Annotated in this window: 16 protein-coding genes and 1 riboswitch; of the genes, 4 read left to right on the forward strand and 12 right to left on the reverse strand. The window is 54.7% G+C overall.

The genetic code is table 11. From position 1 onward, the window contains the following. The 3 genes from K5753_03695 to K5753_03705 form a co-directional block, all read right to left on the reverse strand. Positions 1-476 (reverse strand): hypothetical protein (locus K5753_03695; protein ID MCR4726304.1); only part of this gene is annotated, 476 nt, incomplete at its 3' end. Next, on the reverse strand, positions 473-1,453 hold the full coding sequence (locus K5753_03700; GenBank protein ID MCR4726305.1) for an ABC transporter permease: 981 nt from the start codon (positions 1,451-1,453) through the stop codon (positions 473-475). The genes K5753_03700 and K5753_03695, both read right to left, overlap by 4 nt. Further along, positions 1,450-2,148: an ATP-binding cassette domain-containing protein gene (locus K5753_03705; GenBank protein ID MCR4726306.1), complete on the reverse strand. Its 699-nt coding sequence runs from the start codon at positions 2,146-2,148 to the stop codon at positions 1,450-1,452. Before K5753_03705 ends, K5753_03700 begins: the two co-directional genes overlap by 4 nt. Positions 2,149-2,327: 179 nt before the next feature. On the opposite strand from K5753_03705, the gene K5753_03710 reads away from it, so the two are divergent. Genes K5753_03710 through K5753_03720 form a run of 3 tightly spaced genes read left to right on the forward strand, consistent with a single transcriptional unit; the run spans position 2,328 to position 4,560 of the window. Further along, positions 2,328-2,597, forward strand: coding sequence for an ACT domain-containing protein (locus K5753_03710; GenBank protein ID MCR4726307.1), 270 nt, complete (start codon positions 2,328-2,330; stop codon positions 2,595-2,597). A 2-nt stretch (positions 2,598-2,599) separates the two neighbouring features. Beyond that, on the forward strand, positions 2,600-3,949 hold the full coding sequence (locus tag K5753_03715; protein ID MCR4726308.1) for a PFL family protein: 1,350 nt from the start codon (positions 2,600-2,602) through the stop codon (positions 3,947-3,949). Beyond that, positions 3,949-4,560: an epoxyqueuosine reductase QueH gene (locus tag K5753_03720; protein MCR4726309.1), complete on the forward strand. Its 612-nt coding sequence runs from the start codon at positions 3,949-3,951 to the stop codon at positions 4,558-4,560. The genes K5753_03715 and K5753_03720 overlap by 1 nt, the downstream gene beginning before the upstream one ends. Before the next feature lie 151 nt (positions 4,561-4,711). Here the strand turns inward: K5753_03720 and K5753_03725 are convergent, their stop codons facing one another. From K5753_03725 to K5753_03750, 6 genes are all read right to left on the reverse strand, one after another. After that, positions 4,712-12,655, reverse strand: coding sequence for a hypothetical protein (locus K5753_03725; GenBank protein ID MCR4726310.1), 7,944 nt, complete (start codon positions 12,653-12,655; stop codon positions 4,712-4,714). Between the two features lie 377 nt (positions 12,656-13,032). Further along, complete coding sequence (locus K5753_03730; protein ID MCR4726311.1) at positions 13,033-13,980, reverse strand: ABC transporter permease; 948 nt, start codon at positions 13,978-13,980, stop codon at positions 13,033-13,035. After that, positions 13,977-15,182 carry an ABC transporter permease gene (locus tag K5753_03735; GenBank protein ID MCR4726312.1) on the reverse strand — a complete coding sequence of 402 codons (1,206 nt, stop codon included), beginning with the start codon at positions 15,180-15,182 and terminating at the stop codon, positions 13,977-13,979. Before K5753_03735 ends, K5753_03730 begins: the two co-directional genes overlap by 4 nt. Continuing rightward, on the reverse strand, positions 15,175-16,914 hold the full coding sequence (locus tag K5753_03740; GenBank protein ID MCR4726313.1) for an ABC transporter ATP-binding protein: 1,740 nt from the start codon (positions 16,912-16,914) through the stop codon (positions 15,175-15,177). The genes K5753_03735 and K5753_03740 overlap by 8 nt, the downstream gene beginning before the upstream one ends. Positions 16,915-17,026: 112 nt before the next feature. Next, on the reverse strand, positions 17,027-18,388 hold the full coding sequence (locus K5753_03745) for a BMP family ABC transporter substrate-binding protein (GenBank protein MCR4726314.1): 1,362 nt from the start codon (positions 18,386-18,388) through the stop codon (positions 17,027-17,029). Next, complete coding sequence (locus K5753_03750; protein MCR4726315.1) at positions 18,363-18,932, reverse strand: xanthine phosphoribosyltransferase; 570 nt, start codon at positions 18,930-18,932, stop codon at positions 18,363-18,365. The genes K5753_03745 and K5753_03750 overlap by 26 nt, the downstream gene beginning before the upstream one ends. 89 nt (positions 18,933-19,021) lie before the next feature. Beyond that, positions 19,022-19,122: riboswitch (purine riboswitch) on the reverse strand. A 171-nt stretch (positions 19,123-19,293) separates the two neighbouring features. Here K5753_03750 and nagB point away from each other — a divergent pair. Next, complete coding sequence (gene nagB / locus K5753_03755; protein MCR4726316.1) at positions 19,294-20,016, forward strand: glucosamine-6-phosphate deaminase; 723 nt, start codon at positions 19,294-19,296, stop codon at positions 20,014-20,016. A 931-nt stretch (positions 20,017-20,947) separates the two neighbouring features. Here the strand turns inward: nagB and K5753_03760 are convergent. The 3 genes from K5753_03760 to K5753_03770 all read right to left on the reverse strand — a co-directional run bounded on the left by K5753_03760 (position 20,948) and on the right by K5753_03770 (position 22,560). Then, positions 20,948-21,733: a hypothetical protein gene (locus K5753_03760; protein ID MCR4726317.1), complete on the reverse strand. Its 786-nt coding sequence runs from the start codon at positions 21,731-21,733 to the stop codon at positions 20,948-20,950. A gap of 72 nt (positions 21,734-21,805) precedes the next feature. After that, complete coding sequence (locus tag K5753_03765) at positions 21,806-22,003, reverse strand: ferredoxin thioredoxin reductase catalytic beta chain (GenBank protein MCR4726318.1); 198 nt, start codon at positions 22,001-22,003, stop codon at positions 21,806-21,808. A gap of 11 nt (positions 22,004-22,014) precedes the next feature. Next, positions 22,015-22,560, reverse strand: coding sequence for a glutathione peroxidase (locus tag K5753_03770; GenBank protein MCR4726319.1), 546 nt, complete (start codon positions 22,558-22,560; stop codon positions 22,015-22,017). Positions 22,561-22,564 lie beyond the last annotated feature (4 nt).

A 22,564-nucleotide genomic window follows, 5' to 3' on the forward strand; every position in this document is an offset into this window, starting at 1 on the left:
ACGAACATTCCGACGAAGATCATCATCACGCTCGCCGCGACCGAATAACGAAGCAGTCTCGTCGTCCGCGCGTTCGCTTCCGTATACGCCGTATCTTTGAGTTCAATGCGGCTTGTAACGGCATACAAACGATCTTGCTTATGATCCGCAAGCGCGTCGTAAAAACAGGCTTCCTCGCTATACTCACCCGCAAACGTTCCTTGATTGTACTCGCTGAGGTCTTCAAGATCCTTCGGCTTCCCGATCATGAGGAAATAAGTGTTGCGCGCCGCTTGCGCCCGCTCCCGATACTCTCGGACTTCTTCCTCGGATAAGGTCGGCGTCTTATCCCAAAAAGCCTCTCGATATTCCGCGAGAGATCCCCAGACGATAGCCCCGCCGATCATAAGAAGCAAAAACGCGATCGAAATCGCAAGGACCTTCGGGCTGTGCAAAAGCTTTTTTATTCCGAATTTCAAAACGCCCGAAATCTTCATATCTCCTGCCTCCTCGCGCTTCTTACGCAAAGCAGCGCCCATCCCGCCGCCGCAAGCGCGTCTACGCCGCAATACATCCCGCTCTGCCACGAGAAGCCCGGATCGGGATCGAAAAAGACGCGGAAAACGGGAAGCAACGACAAGATCAAAGACCGATCCTCTTCGCGCAGCCCGCCGATATTGACCTTTTGAAAGACGAATTCCGCGATGGCAAGCCCGAGGATCAACACGGAAGAGATCCCGAGAGCCGCCGCCATACTTTTCGCCCGAATCGTCAGAAACGCCGAAGCCGAGGACGCGAAAAGAGAGAGCAGAAAAAGCGCAAGCGCCTTCGCAAAGAAGGCTTCCGCGACTCGGATCACGCCGACGCCGCTCGGAGAGGCGAGCAGTAACCGATACCCGAAATACCGCGCGCCGAAGATGATCCCCGCCGAAAGCCAAAGAAGAAACAACGCGGTTTCGACCGTCAGCAAAAACAGATACTTCCCGAAAAAGACGCTTTTTCGATCGACGCCCGCCACCAAAAAATTCTTTACGCAACCGTTTGCGAATTCTCTGAAAAGCCAAGCGCCCAAAAAGACGCAAATGAACAAAAAGACGATCCCCGTCCCTTGCGCGATGATCCAAAACGACCAAAGGTTCGTCTGTTTCAACCCGTAACTGAATCGGGCGGGCATCGCCGCGTATACGTCGTAATAATCCGCTTTGCTCTGCAATTTGACGCGCTCATACAGCGCGATATACGGATCGTATTGCTCCGTCAAGCCTTGTTCTCTCTGCTCCAACCGCCGCTCATAGTCGCTTTGCGTGTAAATATATTTCCCATCATACGAATCCGTTTGCAGGGAGGGAGACGCCAAGAAAAAGACGTACGCCGACAGCAAAAACAGGACGAAGACCGCCAACACGATAAAGACCGTGCGGCTCCCGAGCAACCGTTTTGCCTCCGCTCGGTACATTCTTTGCGTCGCGTTCATTGAGAATCCCCCGCGCCGGTGACCTTTTCGAGGAAGAGTTCTTCAAGGGAATCGACCGAAGAAAGATCTTCGCAAACGTAGCGAACGACGCCCTCGTCGATAATCACGACGCTGTCGCAGATCTTTTCAAGCTCCGCGATGATATGCCCCGAGATCAAGACGGCGACGCCTTCCGAGGCGAGTTTCTTTATGATCTCCTCAAACAAGCGAACGCTGACCGGATCGATCCCATTAAACGGTTCGTCCAAGATCAAGACTTTCGGATGATTCAAAAGCGCGTACGCGAAATACAGACGTTGCTTCATTCCGAGCGAATACTTCGAATAACGGACGTTCGCGCTTTTCGCGAGTCCGACCGTCTTCAACGCCTCTCGGATCTCGGCGGGGCCGACGCCCCCGAAGAGTTCTCCGAGGACGGAGAGATTCTTCGCGCCCGACAGTTCGCCGTAAAACGCGGGAGATTCGATCATACATCCGATCGCGGCGCTTCCCTTTCCGGTGATTTCCTCGCCGTTTAGGAAGACCTGCCCTTCGGAAGGGATCGAAAGCCCGCAGATTATTTTCATAAGAGTGCTTTTCCCCGCGCCGTTCAGCCCGAGAAGTCCGCAAATGCGCCCGGGAGCGAGCGACATACTTACGTCTTCGAGAGCGACTTTTTCTTTGAAAAATTTGGACACGTTTTTGATTTCCAGCATAGGATCCTCCCTCGCGATTCCGCGCACGTTGATTATAGCACGAATAATCAAGAAAAGGAAACCTTTTTTGTAAATAAAATATATCTTGTCGGCTTCGCCGCCGCACCGCCCCCGCGATTTCGCTTGATATCCCCTCTTTCGCGCGGTATAATTAGGGAAGAAAAAAACTTGGGGGCATTATGAACGTTATTATCAGCGTTATCGGAAAAGATCGAATCGGAATCATTCGCGACGTTTCCGCGTTTCTCGCGGATCTGAACATCAACATCGTGGATATCTCGCAAACCCTTATGGGCGAATATTTTACGATGATCATGCGCGCGAACCTCGAAAAGAGCGATATGCCGATCGACAAACTCATCAAAGCGCTTCGCGAAAAAGGCGAAAGCGTCGGCTTGGACATCAATCTCCGCAGCGAAGACATCTTCAACGCGATGCATAGGATCTGATTATGATTACGGATAAAGAAATATTCGAAACGGTCGGAATGGTCCGCTCGCAGCATTTGGACGTCCGCTGCATCACGATGGGCATCTCTCTTTTCGACTGCATTTCTTCGGATAAAGAAGAGACGGCGCGCCGCGTGTACGACAAGATCGCGACCTACGCGAAAGACATCGTGGACGTAGGCAACAAGATCGCGACGATGTACGGCGTCCCCGTCGTCAACAAGCGCGTCTCCGTGACGCCCGCGAGCCTCATCGGCGCATCGAGCGGCGGCTACCTCGAAATCGCCCGCGCGATGGATAAAGCCGCGGCGGAGACCGGAATCGATTTCATCGGGGGCTACACCGCCCTCGTCCAAAAAGGCGCGACCGAAAAGGAAAACGCCTTCCTTTCGACGATCCCCAAAGCCCTCGCCACGACGAAAAAAGTCTGCTCGTCCGTCAACGTCGCTTCTTCCCGCGCCGGAATTAATATGGACGCGGTCAAGCGCATGGGCGATATCGTCAAAGAGACCGCCTATCTGACCAAGGACGAAGATTCCATCGGATGCGCGAAGCTCGTCACCTTCGCAAACGCCGTCGAGGACAACCCCTTTATGGCGGGCGCTTTCCACGGGACGGGCGAAGCGGATAAAGTCATCAACGTCGGCGTCAGCGGACCGGGTGTCGTCAAAGTCGCGCTCGAACAAGTGGACGGCGACTTGACCGCCGTCGCGGAGACCGTCAAAAAGACGGCGTTCAAAGTGACCCGCGTCGGGCAGCTCGTCGCGAAGACGGCGGCTAAGATGCTCGGAGCGGAATTCGGCATCGTGGACCTCTCCCTCGCCCCGACGCCCGCGATCGGTGACAGCGTCGGCAGGATCCTCGAAGAAATGGGGCTCGAAAGAGTCGGCGCATGCGGGACGACCGCCGCGCTCGCGCTTTTGAACGACGCCGTCAAAAAAGGCGGCATTATGGCGAGTTCGCACGTCGGCGGGCTTTCGGGCGCGTTTATCCCCGTTTCCGAAGATATCGGAATGATCGAAGCGGCGGAAATGGGCGCTTTGACCCTCGAACGCCTCGAAGCGATGACCTCGGTTTGCAGCGTCGGTATCGATATGGTCGCGATCCCCGGCGACACCCCCGCGGAAGTCATTTCCGCAATGATCGCGGACGAAGCCGCGATCGGCGTCACCAATCACAAGACGACCGCCGTCCGCGCGATCCCCGTCTACGGAAAGACGGTCGGCGATACCGCTTCTTTCGGCGGGCTCCTCGGGCGCGCTCCGATCATGAAAGTCAGCGGCTATTCCCCCTTGAAATTCATCAGCCGTGGCGGCAGGATCCCCGCCCCGCTCAGTAGCAATAAGAACTGATGAACGCGAGAAATTACCACAAAGAAATGAAAGCGGCGATCGCCGAAATGAAAGAGCGAGGAGAGACCCCCTCGCTTCTTTTGCACGCCTGTTGCGCGCCCTGCGCGTCGCATCCTTTGACCATCCTCGCGGAGGCGTTCGACTTGACCGTCTTTTACTATAACCCGAACATCACGAGCGACGAAGAGCGCGAAAAGCGCTTCCTCGAACTCAAACGCCACCTCGAAAAGAACTATCCGCGCGTCGGCTTGATCTTGGGAAACGCGGACGGAGAACGCTTCGCGGAAGCCGCGAGAGGGCTTGAAACCGCGCCCGAAGGCGGGCTGCGCTGCGCGAAATGCTTCGCCCTGCGCCTCAACGAAACGGCGCGCCTCGCCGCGGAACAAGGCTTCGATTACTTCGCCACGACCTTGACCCTTTCTCCCCTCAAAAACCCCGTCCTGATCAACGGGATCGGCGAAAAAGCCGCGGAGCAATACGGAGTAAAATACCTCGCGTCCGATTTCAAAAAGGACGGCGGCTACCTTCACTCGATCGAGATCTGCAAGAAAGAAGGTCTTTACAGACAAAATTATTGCGGCTGCGAATTCAGCAAGCGCATCGGCTCGTAAGTTCCGCGTTTGCCGCGATCTCGAATCCTCTTCCCTTTTTCAAACGCCTTTCGGCGCCCGATCCTTACGAAGTTATAAAAACGCCCCGCCGCAGTCTTGTGGCGAGGCGTTTTTTATTGAACGCGCGGGACTCTCCCCGCGGATTCATTTTTTATTTCGCTTGATCCGAGGAAGAGCCTCCTTTCGACTCGGTTTCGGACGCGGAGCCTTCGGCGGGCGTTTTCGGCGTGGCGCGGAAGGTCGCGACTTGTTGCTTTTCGCCGGCGTCTTTCTTCTCGCCTTTCTTTTTCAGAAGGAAGATCACGAGGAACGCGATCCCCGCAAGGACGGCGACGCCACCTGCGACGACCCCGACGATAACTCCGACGGAAGCGACTTGGACGACGGCGTAAGACGAGAAGTGGTTCGTGGAGAAGGTCAACACGCCCTTTTTCAGCGAAGCCTTCATATCGGTCTTACCGCCGTTCTCGTCGATATAGTAGACCTTGACGGTCTTGCCGAAGGGGACCTTCTTATCGTACGCGGTGGAAACGGTCGCTTCCCCTTCCGCAAAGGTCGAGCCTTCGAGGACGATATCGAGGACGAACTCCGTTCCCTTCGGGCAACCGTTCGGGAGATCTTCGGTGCGGATCGCGCTCTTCAACGCGACTTTCTTCCCGCCGATCGCCTGGATCGCGGCGGCGTTAAAGACGATCGAGGTCGATCCGATCTGCGCTTTTACTTCTTTCTTTTCGCTCGGATCGTTCTTCGCGTTCCTGAAAAGGTCGGTCACGTCAGCGCCGCTCGTCCGCGCGGTTTGCTCGTCGATCTCTTTATAGAAAACCTTCGCGCCGTCGCCCGATTGGGTCGGATCCGCTTCTTCGACGGTGACTTCGATTTCCGTCGATCCCGCGAGATAGTTCGCGGTCTCGGCGCAATTCACGGTGACGATATGTTTGCCGACCGCCGTAAAGGAATTGCCTTCATAGCCGATCGCCGCGTTTTCGAGAGCGGTAACGCCGCCGATCGAGAGCGCGCTGCCCGTCCACTTGAAGAGCGTCGTAACGCCGGAAAGGTCGAAAACGTTCTTCGCTTTATTGATCACGAACGCTTTGGAAACGGCGGCGCCCGCGGGGAGAAGGTAATTCGGGTTATTGAGCGCGATCGCGGTCGCGACGTAAGAACCCGCGTTCGCTTTCGCGCCCTCGACGGTGACTTCGAGGATATCCCTGTTTACGATGTTGCCCGCATTCGCTTCGGGCGCTTTTTCCGTCCCGTCATAGGTAAAGGCCGCGACGCCCCAATCCAGCGTCACGACGCGCCCCGTAACGACGTACTCGGCTTTCTCGAAGGTGATCGCGTAGTTATTGTTGATCTTCGTCCCGACGATCGGATACGTTCCGACGCCCGTGGCGGGCGTAACTGCGGTGGTGACGCTGAACGCCGCGTCGCTGTGGACGACGTTCCCTTCGGTGACTTTATAGGTGAGGATCTCGACCGCGTCGCCGTAAACGCTCGTCTTATCGTCGATCTTGACGGTGATCGGACGCGCCGTAACGGTGAGCGCGCCGCCGACGAAGGAGATCGCGTAGTTCTCGCTCGAAACGCCCGAAACCTCGATCGGGTATCTTCCGATCCTGCCGTAAAGCTCATAGTCGCAGGTCAAGACGACCGCGCCGACGAGATCGGCTTCGGTTTCACCGAGGATAAATCCTTCGATCGTCTTCGTAAACGAGGGGATCTCTTCGCCGTAGACGACGGTCTTATCTTCCGCGCGGACGGTCAACGCCTTTTTCTCGATCGTAAACGACGCGTAAGAATCCGCTACGGTATAATCGGAAAGTTCGGCGATCGACAGCCGAGCGTAATACTTGCCCGCATTCTTCGGAACCGTCCTCGTCCAAGCGCCCGCCGCGACGTCCGCCGCAGTCTGCGCGCTTCCGGCGGGAGCGTAATAAATCGTTACGAACGCATTGTCGATCAATTCCACGCTGTCCGACCCCTTCCAACCGACGACTTCGACGCCGTTTCCGACGGTGGGTTCGGCAATCGAGTCGCCGTAGGTCACGTTTGAAACGGAAACCGAGGAAGTCAAGGTCACTTTGCGGATCGTAAGAAGCGCCGTCATATTTTCGATCGCTTCGTAATTGTCATAATCTCCCGCAAAGATCGCCGTCGCGACTTGCTCTCCCGAATGCACCGCGGAGTTGCCGTCATAGCTCACGGTAACGCCCGAGGGAAGCGTCCCGCGGATCGTCACGGCGTGCGTCTCTCCGTCGTAATCGAACTGCGCGTCTTCAAACGTAACGCCCGACACGTCGTAGGTCGCTTTCCCGACGAGGAGATACGCGTCGTTCTCGCTGTCGACGTTCACCGTGACTTCGTAGTTCGCGGTATCGGACGGGCTGACGTTCATAAGATATTTGCCCGCGGGGAGCTCGGGTCCGAGATCGTCGTAATCGTAAGCTGCGGAACCTTTGACGAACGAGATCACGACGACCGAAAGGATCGAATCGCCGTTCACGAGTCCGTTCTGCCCCGCGGAGAGGTACAGCCCGTTATTCTGCATTTCGAGTCCGAGATTGGTCCAACCCTCTTCGTCGCCGTAGGTCACGGTCTTCGGAGCGCTCACGTAGGTAACGGTGATCGGACGCTTCGTAACGGTGTAAGTGCCCTGCTCAAAGGTAATTGCGTAATTCGAGTCGGTATCTTCGCCGCCGATCGGGTACTCGCCGACGCCGGTCGACACGGAAAGCGCGACGCCGTCCGAAATGCGCTCGTAAGCGGTAAGCGCGTAAGACGGAGCGTCTCCTTCCACGATCGAACCTTCCGCGAGGGTCGCGCCGATATCCGCGAGGGTGCCGCCGTAGACGGCTTCCGCGTCACCGATACGATAGCGGATCGCGCGCTCGGTGACGGTATAGACTCCGCCGTCGTAAACGAACGTAACGGCGTAGTTATTATCCGCCGAATAGCCGCGAACGGCGTAAGTACCGACGGGCGTTTTGAAATTGAGTTCGGTTTGGTCTTCGACTTCCCACGCTTTGAGCAAAACGGGGTCCGCGTCGCCGAAGGAAAGCGTGCCGGACGTGCGCGTCGCGGTAAGAGTCGCGGGCGCGTCGCCGTAGACGGAAGTAAAATTCCCGACCGTATAGGTGACCGCGCGCGGATTGATCGTGTAGACCGCGTTCGTCGTGCTGTCGAGAACGTAGTTCGGGTTATTCGCGGAAACGACGAGGATCGGATATTCGCCCGCGTCGGTTTCGTTCGTGATAAGGATCGGATCGCCGCTCTGCGTGGTCGACGTAAGCGTGTACGCCGTGTCGCCCGTAAAGACCTCGCCCGCGGTAACCTCCGCAGTCAAACCCTTGACCAAAATCGTTCCGTAGGTGATCGTTTTAGAGTCCGCTTTGACCGAAATGTGCATCGGAGCGATCTCGTAAGTCGCGGATCCGGTCGGCGCGCCGAGTTCGACGGTATAGCCGCAGTTTGCGCCCTCGATCACTTTATAGTTGTCGTCCTCGATGGAGATCGTGATCGTAAACGAGCCGACGTTCACGTTATCGCCCGCCGAAACGGCGATCGTCGCGCTTTGCGTTTGGCTGTTGACGTCTTCGTAAGTTCCGGTGATCTCTTTCGCGGACTTGGAGTAGACCATATCGGGGACGGAAAGCGTAACGACGACGCCCGCGCGGAGAATGCTCCACTCTTTCGAGACGCCCTGCCCGCTCGAAAGCGTGTAGTTCGTGTTGTCGATCGAATTCGCGACCGCGGTATAGGTGCCGACGAACGTCTTTTGATTATCCGCGTAGCCGAGATTGATTTCGTCGGAATCTTTCGCCTTGTTATCGATGGTCGCGGTAACCGTCTTCGGTTCGCCGTCGAAGGTAAAGGACGAGGCGCTCCAAGTCAGCTCGACCGGACGAGGCAGGATCGTAAAGTCGACCGAGCCCGCGGCGAAATAGTTATCCGCACCTGTGCCGATCAAATCATAATCGAGCGCCCACCCGCCGGTATATGCGCCCGCATCGACGGTGTTTCCGCCTTGGAATTCGAAGAAGACGTTTCCGAGCGTGCCCCAGACGTCGCCCGTTTGGATGCCTTCGACCGAAGCGACGGTCGGCTTTTGATTCTCGCCGTTATAGACGAGGTCGTTCGTGTGGAGCCAATTAAGGGTCAGCTCTCTTCTTTGCATAACGACGGAAGTCTCCGTGTTCGTCAAAACGTAGTTCGCGTTGGCAGTCTCCGCGACGAACGTATACGTTCCTTGATTTTTGAAATCGACGCCGGCCTTTTCGCGGACGGTAACGACGAGCGAATCCGAATCGGCAGGAACGCGCGTCGCGCTCGCGGCGGGAAGAGCCTGCGCGGTTCCGTTATAGACGTAGCCGCCCTGCGGCTCGGAAGCCCAAACGACGGCGACGGACACGGGATTGATTGTCAGCGTCGCGGTCATATTCGGGATTTGGTTATAGTTCTCGTAATCGCCGTCGAAAATCGCTATGATAAGATAACTTCCTCGATTTCTCTTCCCCGTAAAGGTTTCGTCGCCGACTTTATAGGAAACTGTGACGCCCGCGGGAAGCGCGCCGCTGATCCTGATTTCGTGATTCACGCCGTCGAAAGGCACCGTGGCGCCCGAAAAGCTGACGCCCGACATATCGTAATTCGCGACGCCGACGCCGAACGTAACGCCCGAAACGAAGTCGAGGTTATAGTTCGCGTTCACCGCGTCGTTCGTAAACGCCAAAGAACCTTGCAAGATCGCGTAGCTGCCTTTATCTTCGCCCACCTCACGAGTAAGAGAGCCGGTCAGGACGGGAACGTCCGAGCCCAAAGCGCCGCTCGTCGAATAGGTAAAGAAAGCGGGATCGGGATCGCCGTAGACCTTGGATTGACCCGCATTCGGAGTGACGGTAAAATCCGCTTTGCCGATCGAAACGACAAAAGACCCCGTCGCTTCGCTGTGGTTCGCGGCGTTCGCCTTAAAGTAGACGGTGTGACTGCCCGCGTTCGTAAAAGACGGGATCGCTGCGATAAAGACGCCGTTCGAAGTGTCCGAATAAGCGTAAGTAATGGTTTTGCTCCCGATCGCGGTCGCGGGGGTCTCGGAAACGGTTGCGGTAAGGGGCGCCGACGTATAGGTCAAGACGCCGCTCTGCGCGACGGACGCATTCGTGATCGCGGCGGGCGTGATCGCATATTCCGCAACCATCGCGCCAAGCGAAAGATCAAGCGCGTAGTCATAGTTCTCGGGAGAAACAGAACTCCATTCGACGGCATAGTTCGGATCCTCGATGTCGACACTGACTTTGAACGTTCCGACGTTGACGTTATCTTCGCCGGAAATCAGTTCGATCTTCGCGTTTTGGGAAACGCTCGCGACGTCGACATACGAACCGGTAACGATTTTCGGGGAATCGGAGTAGGTAAGATCCGGAGCGCTCAGCGTAACTTTTACGCTCTTCGCGGAAACGTACAAAACACCGGGGACGAAAATAATATCGTAGTTATCGCTCGTTCGTCCGCTCGGGGTGATCGCATAACCGATCGACTCGGACGCGGGGCTGCCGACCGAATAGTCGCAAGCGAAAGCCGTCTCTCCCCCGAGACACCAAAAATCTTCGCCGGGCACGAATCCTTCCGCGCTTACGGTGAAACTCGGAATCGGGTCGTAGTACGTAATGAACTTCGTGTCCGCGGTAATGGTAAGATCCTTTTTCGTGATCGCGAAAGTTTCGAGGTTGATGAAGTTGATATCGTAATTCGAGGCGTAAGGGGCTTTCAAAGCAAGCGTTCCCTGCTGGACGACATGCGCGCCGACGGTCTCTCCCGCGACGCGGGTCAACGCGCCGTCGAAGAAGGCGGCGGTCGCTTGGATCGCATCATCGTATTGACTCGCGCCGACGACGAAAGTAAACGTCGGATCGGCGGAACCGTAGACCTTGCTTTGACCGGAAGCGACGGAGACGTCCAAAGTCGCTTTGACGATCTCGAAAGAGACGGCGCTTGCGCCCGCAGAGACGTAGTTCACAAAGTACTCGCCCGCGACTTCGACGCCGTCGCAGGTGAAGTTATAGCGAAGCTCGTATTGTCCGACGTTCTTCAAGCAATCGCCGATCACGCCGAGATCCTGCCATGCGCTCCAATTCGCGCCGCCGTCGGAGCTGTAACGATATTCGACGGTTTCCGCGATGCCCTGCGCGATTTTCTCGTCCGAGCCGAGCATATCGTCGGCGTTGACGCCGTCGATCGTGTATGCGGGTTCGACGCCGTAGAGGACGGCGGCGCCGGTATCCATCGCGATGCTCGGAGTAAGCGTCGCGGCGGCGATCGAGAATTTCGCGTCCTCATCCGCTACGAATTCATAGGTATCGCCATAGGAACCGCTGAATCCCAAAACGAGAGCATATTCGCCGACGTTCTGTCGTTCGATGGTATCGTTCGTCCAAACGATCGCGTTATTGATATTCGTTTCTTCACTGATTTTATATTGATAAACGTCGATTTCCGGGCTTTGCGTCGCGCCGTTATAGATCAACGTCGCTTGCCCGGAGCGCGGACGAACGAACGTGCGAATCTTGGAGACGGTAAAGGGCAAATACGCATAGCCCGTCGTGTAGTTATTATTTCCGATCACTTCCACGCGGATGGTAAACGAGTCCCCGATCGCCACGGTGTTCGGATCGAACGGATCGGTCGTCACGTCGTAGAAAATGACGCCGGGGGCGGTCGCTTCCGCATCGTTTTTGACCAATCCCGCCGCCCATTGCCAAGTCGTCGGGTTGATCGCGACGGTTCCGCCGTCTTCATAACCGGGAAGCGAGGAAATCGAGTCCACGACCCTGTCGATCAGGATCGGGTCGCGATAGAAAGTATCCGCGGGAGCATAGGTAACGTTCGGCTCGTAGTCGCCGTCACCCGCGCCGGGATTCGCGACGACGAAGCCGCCGCCGCTTTTCAGATAGTACGTCGTAACGCCGTCGAGAAGGGTTCCGTCGGGAACGGGTGTCTTTTCCCAAAACGCGTTCTCGCCGAGCATAAATTTCGAGCCGAAGTCGCCGCCGAAGGCGATCACGCCGTTCGGGATCGCGGCGGGAACGATGGTCTGCGCGTTGAATTGCTCGTATTTATACTCGTCGCCCGGGAGCTCCTCGAAATAGAAGAGATCGCGATACGCCGCCGCGATCGCGACGCCGGAAGTCCAAGTCCCGGGTTCGGATTTATAAACTCTTTCCGAAGGAGATCCTTCCAAAGCATAGGTGGCGGTCTTTTCGATATACGCGTCGAGCGACGGATATCCGCTCATAACGGAAGCGTCGTCGATCTCCGACTGATTCTGCGCGGAGTATTTTACCGTGAAGCCGTTTTGCGGGGCTCCGTTATACGGAAGATTATCATCGAAATCATAGGTCAGCTGTCTCTTCTCGACGTTTACGATGCCGTCCGCATTCGAAATCGCGTAATCATTCGCGGATTTATTCCCGCCCGCCTTTTCGGAGAGCGAAAGCGAATAGGTATACGTCCCGGGAGTAATCGGCGCGCTTCCCGCCGTCCAAGTAACGACGACGTCGAACGATTCGCTGAGCGCAGTATCCGAAAACCAAGCGCGAAAATCGACGGGCGTGTTCGGGATATAGTAAAAAACGGACGCGGAAACGTCTGCGATAATCGCCGTGGGCTCGATCTCGAAATCCACGCACGCAAGCACCGTTTTTCCGTCCAGCGCGGAGGCGTTATCATCCGCGTCGAACCAGTACTTCCGATATTCCCCGACGGTCGTCGGCGTGACGGTCGTCGCGTTTACGTACTCGGCGCCGTCCTTTTCGCGATAAAAACAATCCGCCGTAACGGGAATGCCGACGTCCGTGATCTCGAATTCCGCCGTGATGTACCAGGAAGGATCCGTGCCGTAAGGGACGCTCCACGGAGTCGGATTCGAATAATCCTCTTCCACTCCGTTTACGAAGAGCGTAACGGTGTAACCGTTTCCGAGGATCGTCGACGCGCTCGCCGTCTCGGCGAAGGGCGCAAACGCTATCGCGCAAACGATCGCGACCGCAAACACGGCTACGAGCGCGACGAGCGACAAACGATTCGTCATCTTCTTAGTCATACATTTACCTCCATTCCCGCGGATGTGATCCGTTTTTTCATTCGTGCGTAGAGGTGCGTGCGCACAAGCGCGCAAAAACACCTATACATAATATATTATATAGGCTATTTCCGCCGTAAAGCAAGTAATTGAGAAAATTAGCGAAATGGAAACGTTTTCCGTCGATTCTTGTCGAACCGAGGGATCTTTTGACGACGGCGCTTTCGCGCCTGCTCGGGATAGCGCGCGGATTATGATCTTTCGCCATCCCGAGGCAAAGCCGAAGGATCTCATCCGATTCTCCGACAAGCTCGAAAAGACAAAGAAAAACCGCACGGGAACTTACCCGTGCGGTTTTGATCGAAGGAATGCGGCATAAGCGCCGCTATCCGCGCCCGTCACCTGTCTTCGCGGAAATAGTTGATTCCCAACGATGCGGGCGGTTGCGCTTTCTTGCTTCCGACGATACTCGTCACGATAAGCACGAGGATCGTTATCACGTAAGGAACGGTTTTAATAAGCTCGGTTTGCGCAAACGACACGTTAATATACGCCGCCGAAATATACAGCCCGCCGAAGATCAAAGATCCCAAGATCGAGAGCGCGGGACGCCAAACCGTAAAGATAACGAGCGCGACGGACAACCAGCCGAATCCTTCGAGGATATATTCCCAGTTACCGCCCATATATTCCATAATCGTAAAATGCCCGCCGAGCGCGGCGATCGCGGAGCCGATGATCGTGGCGCCGTAACGATAGCCGGTCACGTTTATGCCCGCAGCGTCCGCCGTGGCGGGGTTCTCACCCACCGCGCGAAGGTGCAATCCGACGCGCGTCCGATTCAAAACGATCTGCGTGACGATCGCGATAACGATCGCGATATAGAAGAGCAATCCGTGCGAAAGGAAGATCTTTACGAACCAATTGTCGCTTTGGATCTGAAAGAGCGTCGCGAAGATCTTGCTGGTCTTTCCGATGATCAGCGTCGCTTCGCCTTTCTTCGTCATAATATAACCCGCCAAACCGACGCCGAGCGACGTCAAGGCAAGACCCGTCACGTTTTGATTCGCGCGAAGCGTCACGGTCATAAAGCTATACAAAAGACCCATCAAGCCGCCCGCGACGAGCGTCGTCAGGATCGGGAGCAAAAGAAGCAAAAAAGTCGAATAGAGTTTCGCTTTCAAAAGGTAGTACACCGTCATACAACCGACGGCGCCGCCGACGCTCATAACGCCCGGGATGCCGAGGTTCAGATGCCCGCTCTTTTCGATAACGATCTCTCCGGTGGAACCGTAAAGGAAAGCCGCGCTGAGTTTGAATGCTTCGGTCAAGAAAGGTACGATCATACATTTTCCTCCTTTGCCACATCGGCGGAAGGTTCGTCGCTTGCGGGCGAAGCCTCTTCAGAGAGCGACGCTTGCGCCTCTTTCGGGGAGAGAGCTTTCTCCGTCGGCGTTTTCGGGGTCTCCGCGCGACGGCGGAAGACGATCTTGTAGTTGATAAAGAATTCTCCGCCTATAATAATGAGGAACATAAGCCCCGTGACGACTTGGGAGAAGAAAGAGGTCGTAATACCGGCTTTGGTCATGATCTCGTCCGTTCCGGCGGACAAAAAGACAACCAGCAAAGAGGTAAAGATCATTCCGATCGGGTTGAATTTCGCGAGCCAAGAGACGAGGATCGCGGTAAAGCCCCTGCCGCCTGCCGATTCGCTGGTCAAGGAATGGTTGATACCCGAAACGAGCAAAAAGCCCGTTACGCCGCAAATGATACCCGAAAGGATCAAGGTTCGGACGATGACCTTCTTTACGTTGATACCGATATAGCGCGCGGTATTTTCGCTCTCACCAACGACGGAGATCTCGTAGCCGTGTTTGCTGAAACGCAAATAGGCAAACATAATGCCCGTAAACACGATCGCCACGATGATGCTGAACCAAAAGTTCTCGCCGCCGATCGTGGGAAGGTTCCCGTATTTTATCGTAGGCAAAACGCCCGTTCCGCCCGGGACCCAAACTTTGATCGTATACTCGATAATACGAACGGAAACGTAGTTCATCATTAAGGTGAAAAGGGTCTCGTTCGTGTTCCACTTCGCCTTGAAAAGCGCGGGGATCACCGCCCACATCGCGCCGCCGAAGACGGCGCCCGCCAAGGCGATAAAGATCAAAAGCGTGTCGTTCACTTTGCCGCCCAAATAATGCAGGCAGACCATACAACAATAAGCGCCCATCAGAACCTGCCCTTCCGCGCCGATATTCCAGAATTTCATTTTGAACGCAGGCGTAACGGCGAGCGCGAAAAGCAGCAAGATCGCGAGATCGCGCAAAAGCACCATCACTCTGTATCTGCTTCCGAACGCGCCTTCAAACATATACTTGTACGCGTCGGACGGGAAAATGCCGAGGAAGGCATAGATCAGGATCCCGATCAAAAGGAAACCTCCGACGATCGTTCCGCCGCGGATCGCCCAGCTCTGCCAAGTGGGGACGTTTATTCTCTTAACGAGATGGAAAAGGGGTTCGCGCGTTTTCTTTTGCTCAGTCATGGTCTCCCTCCTCGTTTGCGCCTGCATCCGATTTCTTGCCGATCATATCGGCAACGATTTCCGAATCCTCTCCGGACGCGCGGCTCAGCATCATTAAGCCGACTTCTTCTTTGGTAATCGTGCGTGCGTCCACGATGCCCGCGACCTTGCCGCCCGAAAGGACGACCAAGCGATCGGACAAAGCAAGAAGCACGTCAAGGTCTTCTCCGACGAAGATGACCGCCACGTTCTTTTCCTTTTGCTTATTCAAAAGGTTATAGATCAAATAGGACGAATTGATATCCAATCCGCGGACGGGATACGCCGCCATCAAGACCTTCGGGGAAGAAGAGATCTCGCGCCCGACGAGGACTTTTTGGACGTTTCCGCCGGACAAACGGCGAACGGGCGTCATATCGCTCGGCGTGACGACTTCGAGATCGTGAATGATCGTGTCGGCGAGTTTTTTCGGGCGTTTCTTATTGACGAAAATCGTGTGTCCTTTGCGATAACTGCGAAGCGCCATATTGTCCACGATGCTCATATTGCCGACAAGCCCCATGTTCAAGCGATCTTCGGGAACGAAGGAGAGCTTGATCCCGAGCTCTTGGATCTCGCGCGGCGTGCGATGGCGAAGGTCGATGATTTCGTCTTCATAAAAAAGGATCTGCTCTTTATTGACGAGATCGACGATCTCCTTATTATGCTTGCCTTTGAGATCGACTTTTTCTCCGTTCGGATAGTGGAAAAACCCCTCCGCCGCCATTTTCTTGATCTTTTTCAACGATTTATGGAAGAACGTAACGGGTTTGTTTTTCTTGGGGTTATGGAAAATGATGTCGCCGCTTTCGACCTTTTGCAGCCCGGCGATGCCTTCGAGCAATTCCTTCTGCCCGTTGCCCGAGATACCCGCAATGCCGAGGATCTCGCCGCCGTTTACGGTGAAAGAGACGTCGTCGACCGCGTTGATCCCGTCGCGATTCTTGACGGTCATATGCTCGATGATCAAACGGGGTTTGGGATCGACGGGGTCTTTGCGCTCGATATTCAGATCGACCTTCTTACCGACCATCATATCGGCGAGCGCTTTCTCGCTCGCATCCTTGGTGTCCACCGTCGCGATATGCTCGCCTTTTCTGAGGACCGCGACGCGGTCGGAGATCTCCATAACTTCGTTCAGCTTATGGGTGATGATGACGATGGATTTGCCGTCCTTCTTCATTGCGCGAAGCACGTCGAAGAGATGGCGAATCTCCTGCGGCGTCAAAACGGCAGTCGGCTCGTCCAAGATCAAAATTTCCGCTCCTCTGTACAGGATCTTCAAAATTTCAACCGTTTGTTTTTCCGAAACCGACATATTATGCACGAGTTTTTCGGGATTTATTTGAAAACCGTAGCGCGCACACATCTCACGCACTTCGGAAACGACTTTCTTAATGGAAAAACGGCGTTCTTTTTTTACGCCGAGGGTAATATTTTGCGCCGCGGTAAAAACGTCCACCAACTTAAAATGCTGATGGATCATGCCGATTTTATAGCGGAACGCGTCTTTCGGACTTTTGATCGTGACCTCTTCCCCGTTGACGAAGATCTGACCTTCGTCCGGGTAATAGATCCCCGCGATCATATTCATCAAGGTCGTCTTGCCGCATCCGTTTTCACCGAGGACGGACAAGATCTCCCCTTTGCGAATTTCGAGATTTACGCTCTTATTCGCGATCACCGAACCGAAGGTTTTGGTGATATTTTTCATTTCGATTGCGTTTACGTTTTCCACAATTTTCTCCAATGGAAGACAAATGCCTCTCGCAAGAACGAGTCTTGCGAGAGGCCGAGTTATTTTGATTGATTGACCTATTTAGAGCTTAGTCCTCGTCGCCGGGGAGAATGACCGGTTTGCCGTCCTTATCCGCCTCGAAGACCTTGTTCAACAACTTGATACCGTCGATCTGCGCATCAAAAGAAGGCGCGGAAGCGGTAGAAGACTCTTGGTAAGCACCGTTCACGACGAGGTCGCCGGTGAGTTTCGTGCCGCCGACAGTGAAGGTGTTCACGTCGAAGACTTTCAAGGAACCGTCGATGAGTTTCGCGCGAGCGGCGACGATAGCGTCGACCGTGCCTTCCGCGATCGCATCACCGTTCAAAGCAGTCAAAGCGACGGAGCCGTTCTTCAAGGTGCCGGTGTAATCGGTGCCGAACGCTTCACCCTTCGCGGTCTTCGCGATGATGTATTTCACGTACGGAGCCCAGTTGATGCGGCTGGAAACGAGGAAGGTATTGGGGCAGGAAACGATCGTGCTGCCGTTATAAGAAACGTTCGGAACGCCCGCAGCTTCGCAAGCGGAAGGAGCGCCCATGGAGTCGGCGTGTTGGCTGATCAAAGCGCAGCCTCTGCTGATCAAAGCGTTCGCCGCGTTCTTTTCGGCGGTGATATCGAACCAAGAACCGGTGAATCTAACGTCCATCGTGAGTTTGTTGCCGAGACCCGCTTCCTTTTGGTTCAACGCGTATTTTGCGCCGAGGAAGAAAGAGGAGTAACCGGAGATAACTTCCGCGTAGGTCCAAGCGCCGACGTAACCCATCTTGAAGTTTTGTTGATTCGCTTCTTTGCCCGCGTTCATCTCATAGAGCTTCAAACCTGCGGCGATACCCGCGAGGAAGCGGCCTTCATAGATGGAAGCGAAAGCGTTGTGGAAGTTGGCGTAATTCTTGATCGCGGCTTGATAACCGGTCGCATGGCAGAATTGAACGGTGGGGTTCTCTTCCGCGGCTCTGATCATATAATCTTCGTGACCGAAGCTATCGGCGAAGATGACCTTGCACTTGTCTTTCTTGACGAGGTCGGTCGCGACTTCGTAGCACTTTTCGCCCTCGGGAACACCGGTCTTGATGATGAGCTGACCTTCGTCCATTCCGAGCTCTTTGACCGCCGCCTTCGCCGCATTGATGAAGTTGAGGTCATAGGTGGATTCGGTGCCGTGCAAGCAGATCATACCGATCTTGAAGTTCTTGTCGATGGTGACGCCGGAATAATCCATGTCGGGCGTCAAAGTCAAAGCGGGGAGCTCGACTTCTTCGGCATCCTTAATGTCGTTATTGTTGCAAGCGAACAAACCGACTGCGACGGCCGCGACAAGCGCGAGCGCCAAAATGATGGTAACGATTTTTTTCATATTTTTTCCTCCCTGCCTTTCGGCAAATTTATTCGAACACGATCTCGCCCGCATTCATCCTTTTGATACGCGCGAGAGAATAGACGGGCACGCCTTTCTTCTCGATCAGCGCCCTGCCTCCCTGATACTCCTTTTCGATCGCCGCGACGAAGCCGACCGCCGTCGCCCCCGCCTGCTCGATCAAAGAAAGAAGACCGATCGCCGCGTTCCCGCTCGCGAGAAAATCGTCGACGACGAGGACTTTATCCCCTTTGCCGAGATACTCTTTGGAAACGACGACGTTGTTTTGCGTTTGGTGCGTATAAGAAAAAACGGGCGAAGAGTACACTCCGTCCGAAATATTCGAGGTTTTGTTCTTTTTGGCGACAAGCACGGGAAGACCCATAAACTCCGCCGCCGCAAACGCGATCGCGATGCCCGAAGACTCCACGGTCAAGATCAAATTCGCGCCGCAATCCTTTTGGGTTTCGGCGATATCTTTTCCGAGCTCGGAAAGAAGCGCGACGTCCAAACGGTGGTTCAAAAAGCCGTCCACCTTCAAAACGTCCCCGGTCAATACTTTCCCTTCTTTCAGAATTTTATCTTCCAGCAGTTTCATATCCCTTCTTCGCTTGCGCCCTCAAAAGAAATAAAAAAGCAAGCTAACCCTAACTTGCTTGCCAATAAAACCCAAACGGCGCCCGAAACGAAGCGGAACGAAGAACCAATAGTCGCACGTTTTGGCTGTGCGGTAGAAACTCGAAGGGCCGTCCATCCTTGATTATATTGGCAATATTCTTTTGTGCTTTTATTGTAATATATCTTCTCGTCCGTGTCAAACGAATCCGCGTCGTAAAAGAGAATATTTTCCCGAAAAGGCGTTCCTCGCGCGCACGCGTTGGATTATGATTACGCGCGACAAAAAGGCTTGCTTTCCGAAAATAACCGTGCTATACTTCATACGAAAAACGGAGGATAAAATGAGAGTCGTCATCGTAAAAAACGCAGAGGAACTTGCGGCGAAAGCCGCCGAAGAAGCGCTCGAAGTCATTCGCGCGAAGAAGGACGCCGTTCTCGGTCTCGCGACCGGGTCCACGCCCGTCGGAATGTATAAAAAACTCATTGAGGATCATAAGAAGAACGGGACGAGCTATCGCCTCGTCAAAGCCGTCAACCTCGACGAATATATCGGGCTTTCCCCCGAAAACGATCAAAGCTATCGCTATTTTATGCGGAAAAATCTTTTCGACGAGATCGATATCGACCTCGACAATACCTTTATCGAAAACGGACTCGCCGCGGACGAAAAAGCGGAATGCGCGCGTTACGACGCCCTGCTCCGCTCCCTGCCGCGCGACTTGCAGGTCCTCGGGATCGGCGCGAACGGGCATATCGCTTTTAACGAGCCCGGAACTTCCTTCGACGAAGAAACGCACGCCGTTTCTCTGACGGAGAACACGATCGAGATGAATTCCCGCTTCTTCAAAAGCAAAGGCGAAGTCCCCCGCCGCGCCTTTACGATGGGTCCGAAAAGCATTATGGAAGCGAAAAAGATACTCATCCTCGCAAGCGGCGCGAGCAAAGCCGACGCCGTCTTCAAGACGATCCGCGGAGAAGTCACCGAAGAAGTCCCCGCGAGCATTCTCCAAAACCATCCGAACTGCGTCCTGATCGCGGACGAAGCCGCCGCCTCGCTTTTGTAAAAAGCGAAGACGCCGCGATCCGAACCGCCGACCGAAACCCGAAACGGATTCGTTCGGTTTTACGGAAATACTACCGATAAAAAAGGCTCTTTCGAGTTTTCGGAAGAGCTTTTTTCGATCGATTACGTTTATCGGCGGATCTCATCGATTTACCACCGCTTCGCCTCAGGGGATTCTTCACTGCGTTCAGAATGACGTGCGTTTTCTCATTCGCCATCCCGAACCGTAGCGCCTGCCGAAGGCTCTCTTCCGAATTTTCCTGCCGCTTCGCCTTAGGGGATCCCTCGACCGCGGCGCCGCGCGCCTGCTCGGGATGACGCGAGAAACGATCCTATCCCGTTAGCCCGTACCGTAGGTCCGCGCGAGCGTCAGCCTTAGCGAGTCGGTCGAAGGATCGCCCTGCGCTTTCCCCCTGCAACGCCCGACTTTTATATATTCGTCATCCTGAGCCGTGAGCGAAACGAACGTGTCGAAGGATCGCTCTGTGCTTCCCCCCTGCAACGCCCGGCTTTTACATATTCGTCATCCTGAGCCGTGAGCGAAGCGAACGTGTCGAAGGATCTCATCCTTTTTCATTTATGCGTTACCGCGCGAAGATTCAAAGACTCACAATCTTGCGAAAAGAAGCAACGACAAGGCTTCAAACGACACCGAACGATTCGATTATGAAAAAAGCCTCGAACCGACGGCGATAATGAACCGTGCAAATTCGAGGCTCGACGTTTTTCCCAAGAGCCCTCGCATAAACGCGCAAAGACAAGGCTCCAAACGACACCCACCTATTCGAATAAAAAATCCTCGAATAGACGGCGGCAAAGAACCGTGCAAATTCGAGGCTCGACGAGGGAACGCGTAGGCGCGTACTCCTTGTACGCAACTGCGCGAACCCGATGGCAGTAAACGAAGAAGTTGTGCGGTTATTTACCGCCGTTCAGTGATAAAGGTCGGTCGTAACGTAATCCGCCAGCGCCCTCTTCGCTTTATTCAGGCTCCAATCATCGTTCACCGTCCAAACGTTCACCTTCAAACCCTTTTTATGGAAACGCTCGACGAGCTTTTTCGTTACGCATTTGGTTTCGATATCGATCGAAACGCCGTCTTCGAGGGCTTTTGAAAATTGCGGATCGTCTTTCGTGCTTGAAAGATATTGCAGCGTCAAAGAAGCGTCCTCGGCTTTCAGACGGATCAAATTCCCGTAATCGAACGAAATAAAGGCGCATTTTCGGCGATCGTACGATTCGTCCACGGCGGCGAGGATCCTTTTGATCTCCGCTGTCGAATACGTTCCTTTGAGTTCGACGACCGCGATCTTATTTCCCTTTTTACACGCGCCGAGGTACTCCGCGAAGGTCGCGAGATAGACTTCGTCGCCGTTTACGTCGTTTTTAAGAGGTTTCGCGCGAAGCGCGGAAAAATCGTTCGAAGCGACCGCAAGAGACGTCCCGTCCTTATAGGAGACGCTTTCGTCGTGCTCGCAGACGAGGACGCCGTCACGCGTGAAACGGATATCCGTCTCGATTCCCCAAAAGGACTCCGCCGCCGCGGCTTCGAACGCGCCGAGCGTGTTCGGGCGGAACTTACTGCTGTATCCGCGATGCGCCACGAATTCGGGGTTACTCCTCGGCGATAAAAAGACGACGCCGGAAAAAACCGCGCCGCCGAGAAAGACGAACGCAAGGACGGAAAGGGGGACTAAAAATAGCGGTTTTATTTTCATAAGCTCACCTCGGTTTTATTATATAGGACTTCGCCGCCGAAATCAAGCCCCCGTTTCGCGCCGCCGCTCCGCTTACTTTTCCTTATAGTACAGTTTGCAATGACACAATCCTTCGAATTCGGGATCGGCGATCTGCTTGCGGAATTCTTCACACATGCATTTGAACTCCGGTCGCTTCCCGACGCGGCAGGGGCAATAGCCGTCTTTCGCTTTCAACCCTTCTTGGATCGTCTTCACGACTTCTTGGTCTTCGTTGAGCCGTATTCTCATACCCGATCTCCTTATAACAAGGCGGCGACGGCTTTCTCGACTTCCTTCATATCCGCCGTCGGCTCGAAGCGCGCGACCACGCGCCCCTCTCTGTCCACGAGGAATTTCGTAAAATTCCACTTGACGTAGGCTTTATCGCCGTACTTTTTATTGTTTCTGTCGGCAAACTTCTTCAAAAAGAAACTTCCGACGCCCTTGCCGAACCCCTCGAACGGTTTTTCCGACGCGAGGAAAGCAAAGAGCGGATCCGCCGTCTCGCCGTTGACGTCGATCTTTTGAAAACGCGGGAAGTCGGTCCCGAATTTCATCGTGCAAAACGAATGAATCTCTTCATCCGATCCGGGCGCTTGATCGGCGAACTGGTTGCAGGGAAAATCCAAGATCTCGAACCCCTGATCTTTCTTGTCTTTGTACATCGCTTCCAACGGTTCGTAATGCGGCGTAAACCCGCACCCGGTGGCGGTATTCACGATCAAAAGGACCTTTCCTTTGTAGTCGGACAAATTTACATCGTTTCCCTTCCGGTCTTTTACGATAAAATCATAAACGGTTTTCATCTTT

This window comes from Clostridia bacterium (assembly GCA_024685775.1).
Taxonomy (GTDB): Bacteria; Bacillota; Clostridia; order Christensenellales; family CAG-1252; genus CAG-1252.

Bases quoted from the DNA above. Each gene is read 5' to 3' on its own strand.
- K5753_03740 (MCR4726313.1), bottom strand. From the start codon at position 16,914: ATGAAAAATATCACCAAAACCTTCGGTTCGGTGATCGCGAATAAGAGC.
- K5753_03750 (MCR4726315.1), bottom strand. From the start codon at position 18,932: ATGAAACTGCTGGAAGATAAAATTCTGAAAGAAGGGAAAGTATTGACC.
- K5753_03730 (MCR4726311.1), bottom strand. From the start codon at position 13,980: ATGATCGTACCTTTCTTGACCGAAGCATTCAAACTCAGCGCGGCTTTC.
- K5753_03715 (MCR4726308.1), top strand. From the start codon at position 2,600: ATGATTACGGATAAAGAAATATTCGAAACGGTCGGAATGGTCCGCTCG.
- K5753_03725 (MCR4726310.1), bottom strand. From the start codon at position 12,655: ATGACTAAGAAGATGACGAATCGTTTGTCGCTCGTCGCGCTCGTAGCC.
- K5753_03710 (MCR4726307.1), top strand. From the start codon at position 2,328: ATGAACGTTATTATCAGCGTTATCGGAAAAGATCGAATCGGAATCATT.
- K5753_03700 (MCR4726305.1), bottom strand. From the start codon at position 1,453: ATGAACGCGACGCAAAGAATGTACCGAGCGGAGGCAAAACGGTTGCTC.
- nagB (MCR4726316.1), top strand. From the start codon at position 19,294: ATGAGAGTCGTCATCGTAAAAAACGCAGAGGAACTTGCGGCGAAAGCC.
- K5753_03705 (MCR4726306.1), bottom strand. From the start codon at position 2,148: ATGCTGGAAATCAAAAACGTGTCCAAATTTTTCAAAGAAAAAGTCGCT.
- K5753_03720 (MCR4726309.1), top strand. From the start codon at position 3,949: ATGAACGCGAGAAATTACCACAAAGAAATGAAAGCGGCGATCGCCGAA.
- K5753_03735 (MCR4726312.1), bottom strand. From the start codon at position 15,182: ATGACTGAGCAAAAGAAAACGCGCGAACCCCTTTTCCATCTCGTTAAG.
- K5753_03745 (MCR4726314.1), bottom strand. From the start codon at position 18,388: ATGCGGGCGAGATCGTGTTCGAATAAATTTGCCGAAAGGCAGGGAGGA.
- K5753_03765 (MCR4726318.1), bottom strand. From the start codon at position 22,003: ATGAGAATACGGCTCAACGAAGACCAAGAAGTCGTGAAGACGATCCAA.
- K5753_03770 (MCR4726319.1), bottom strand. From the start codon at position 22,560: ATGAAAACCGTTTATGATTTTATCGTAAAAGACCGGAAGGGAAACGAT.
- K5753_03760 (MCR4726317.1), bottom strand. From the start codon at position 21,733: ATGAAAATAAAACCGCTATTTTTAGTCCCCCTTTCCGTCCTTGCGTTC.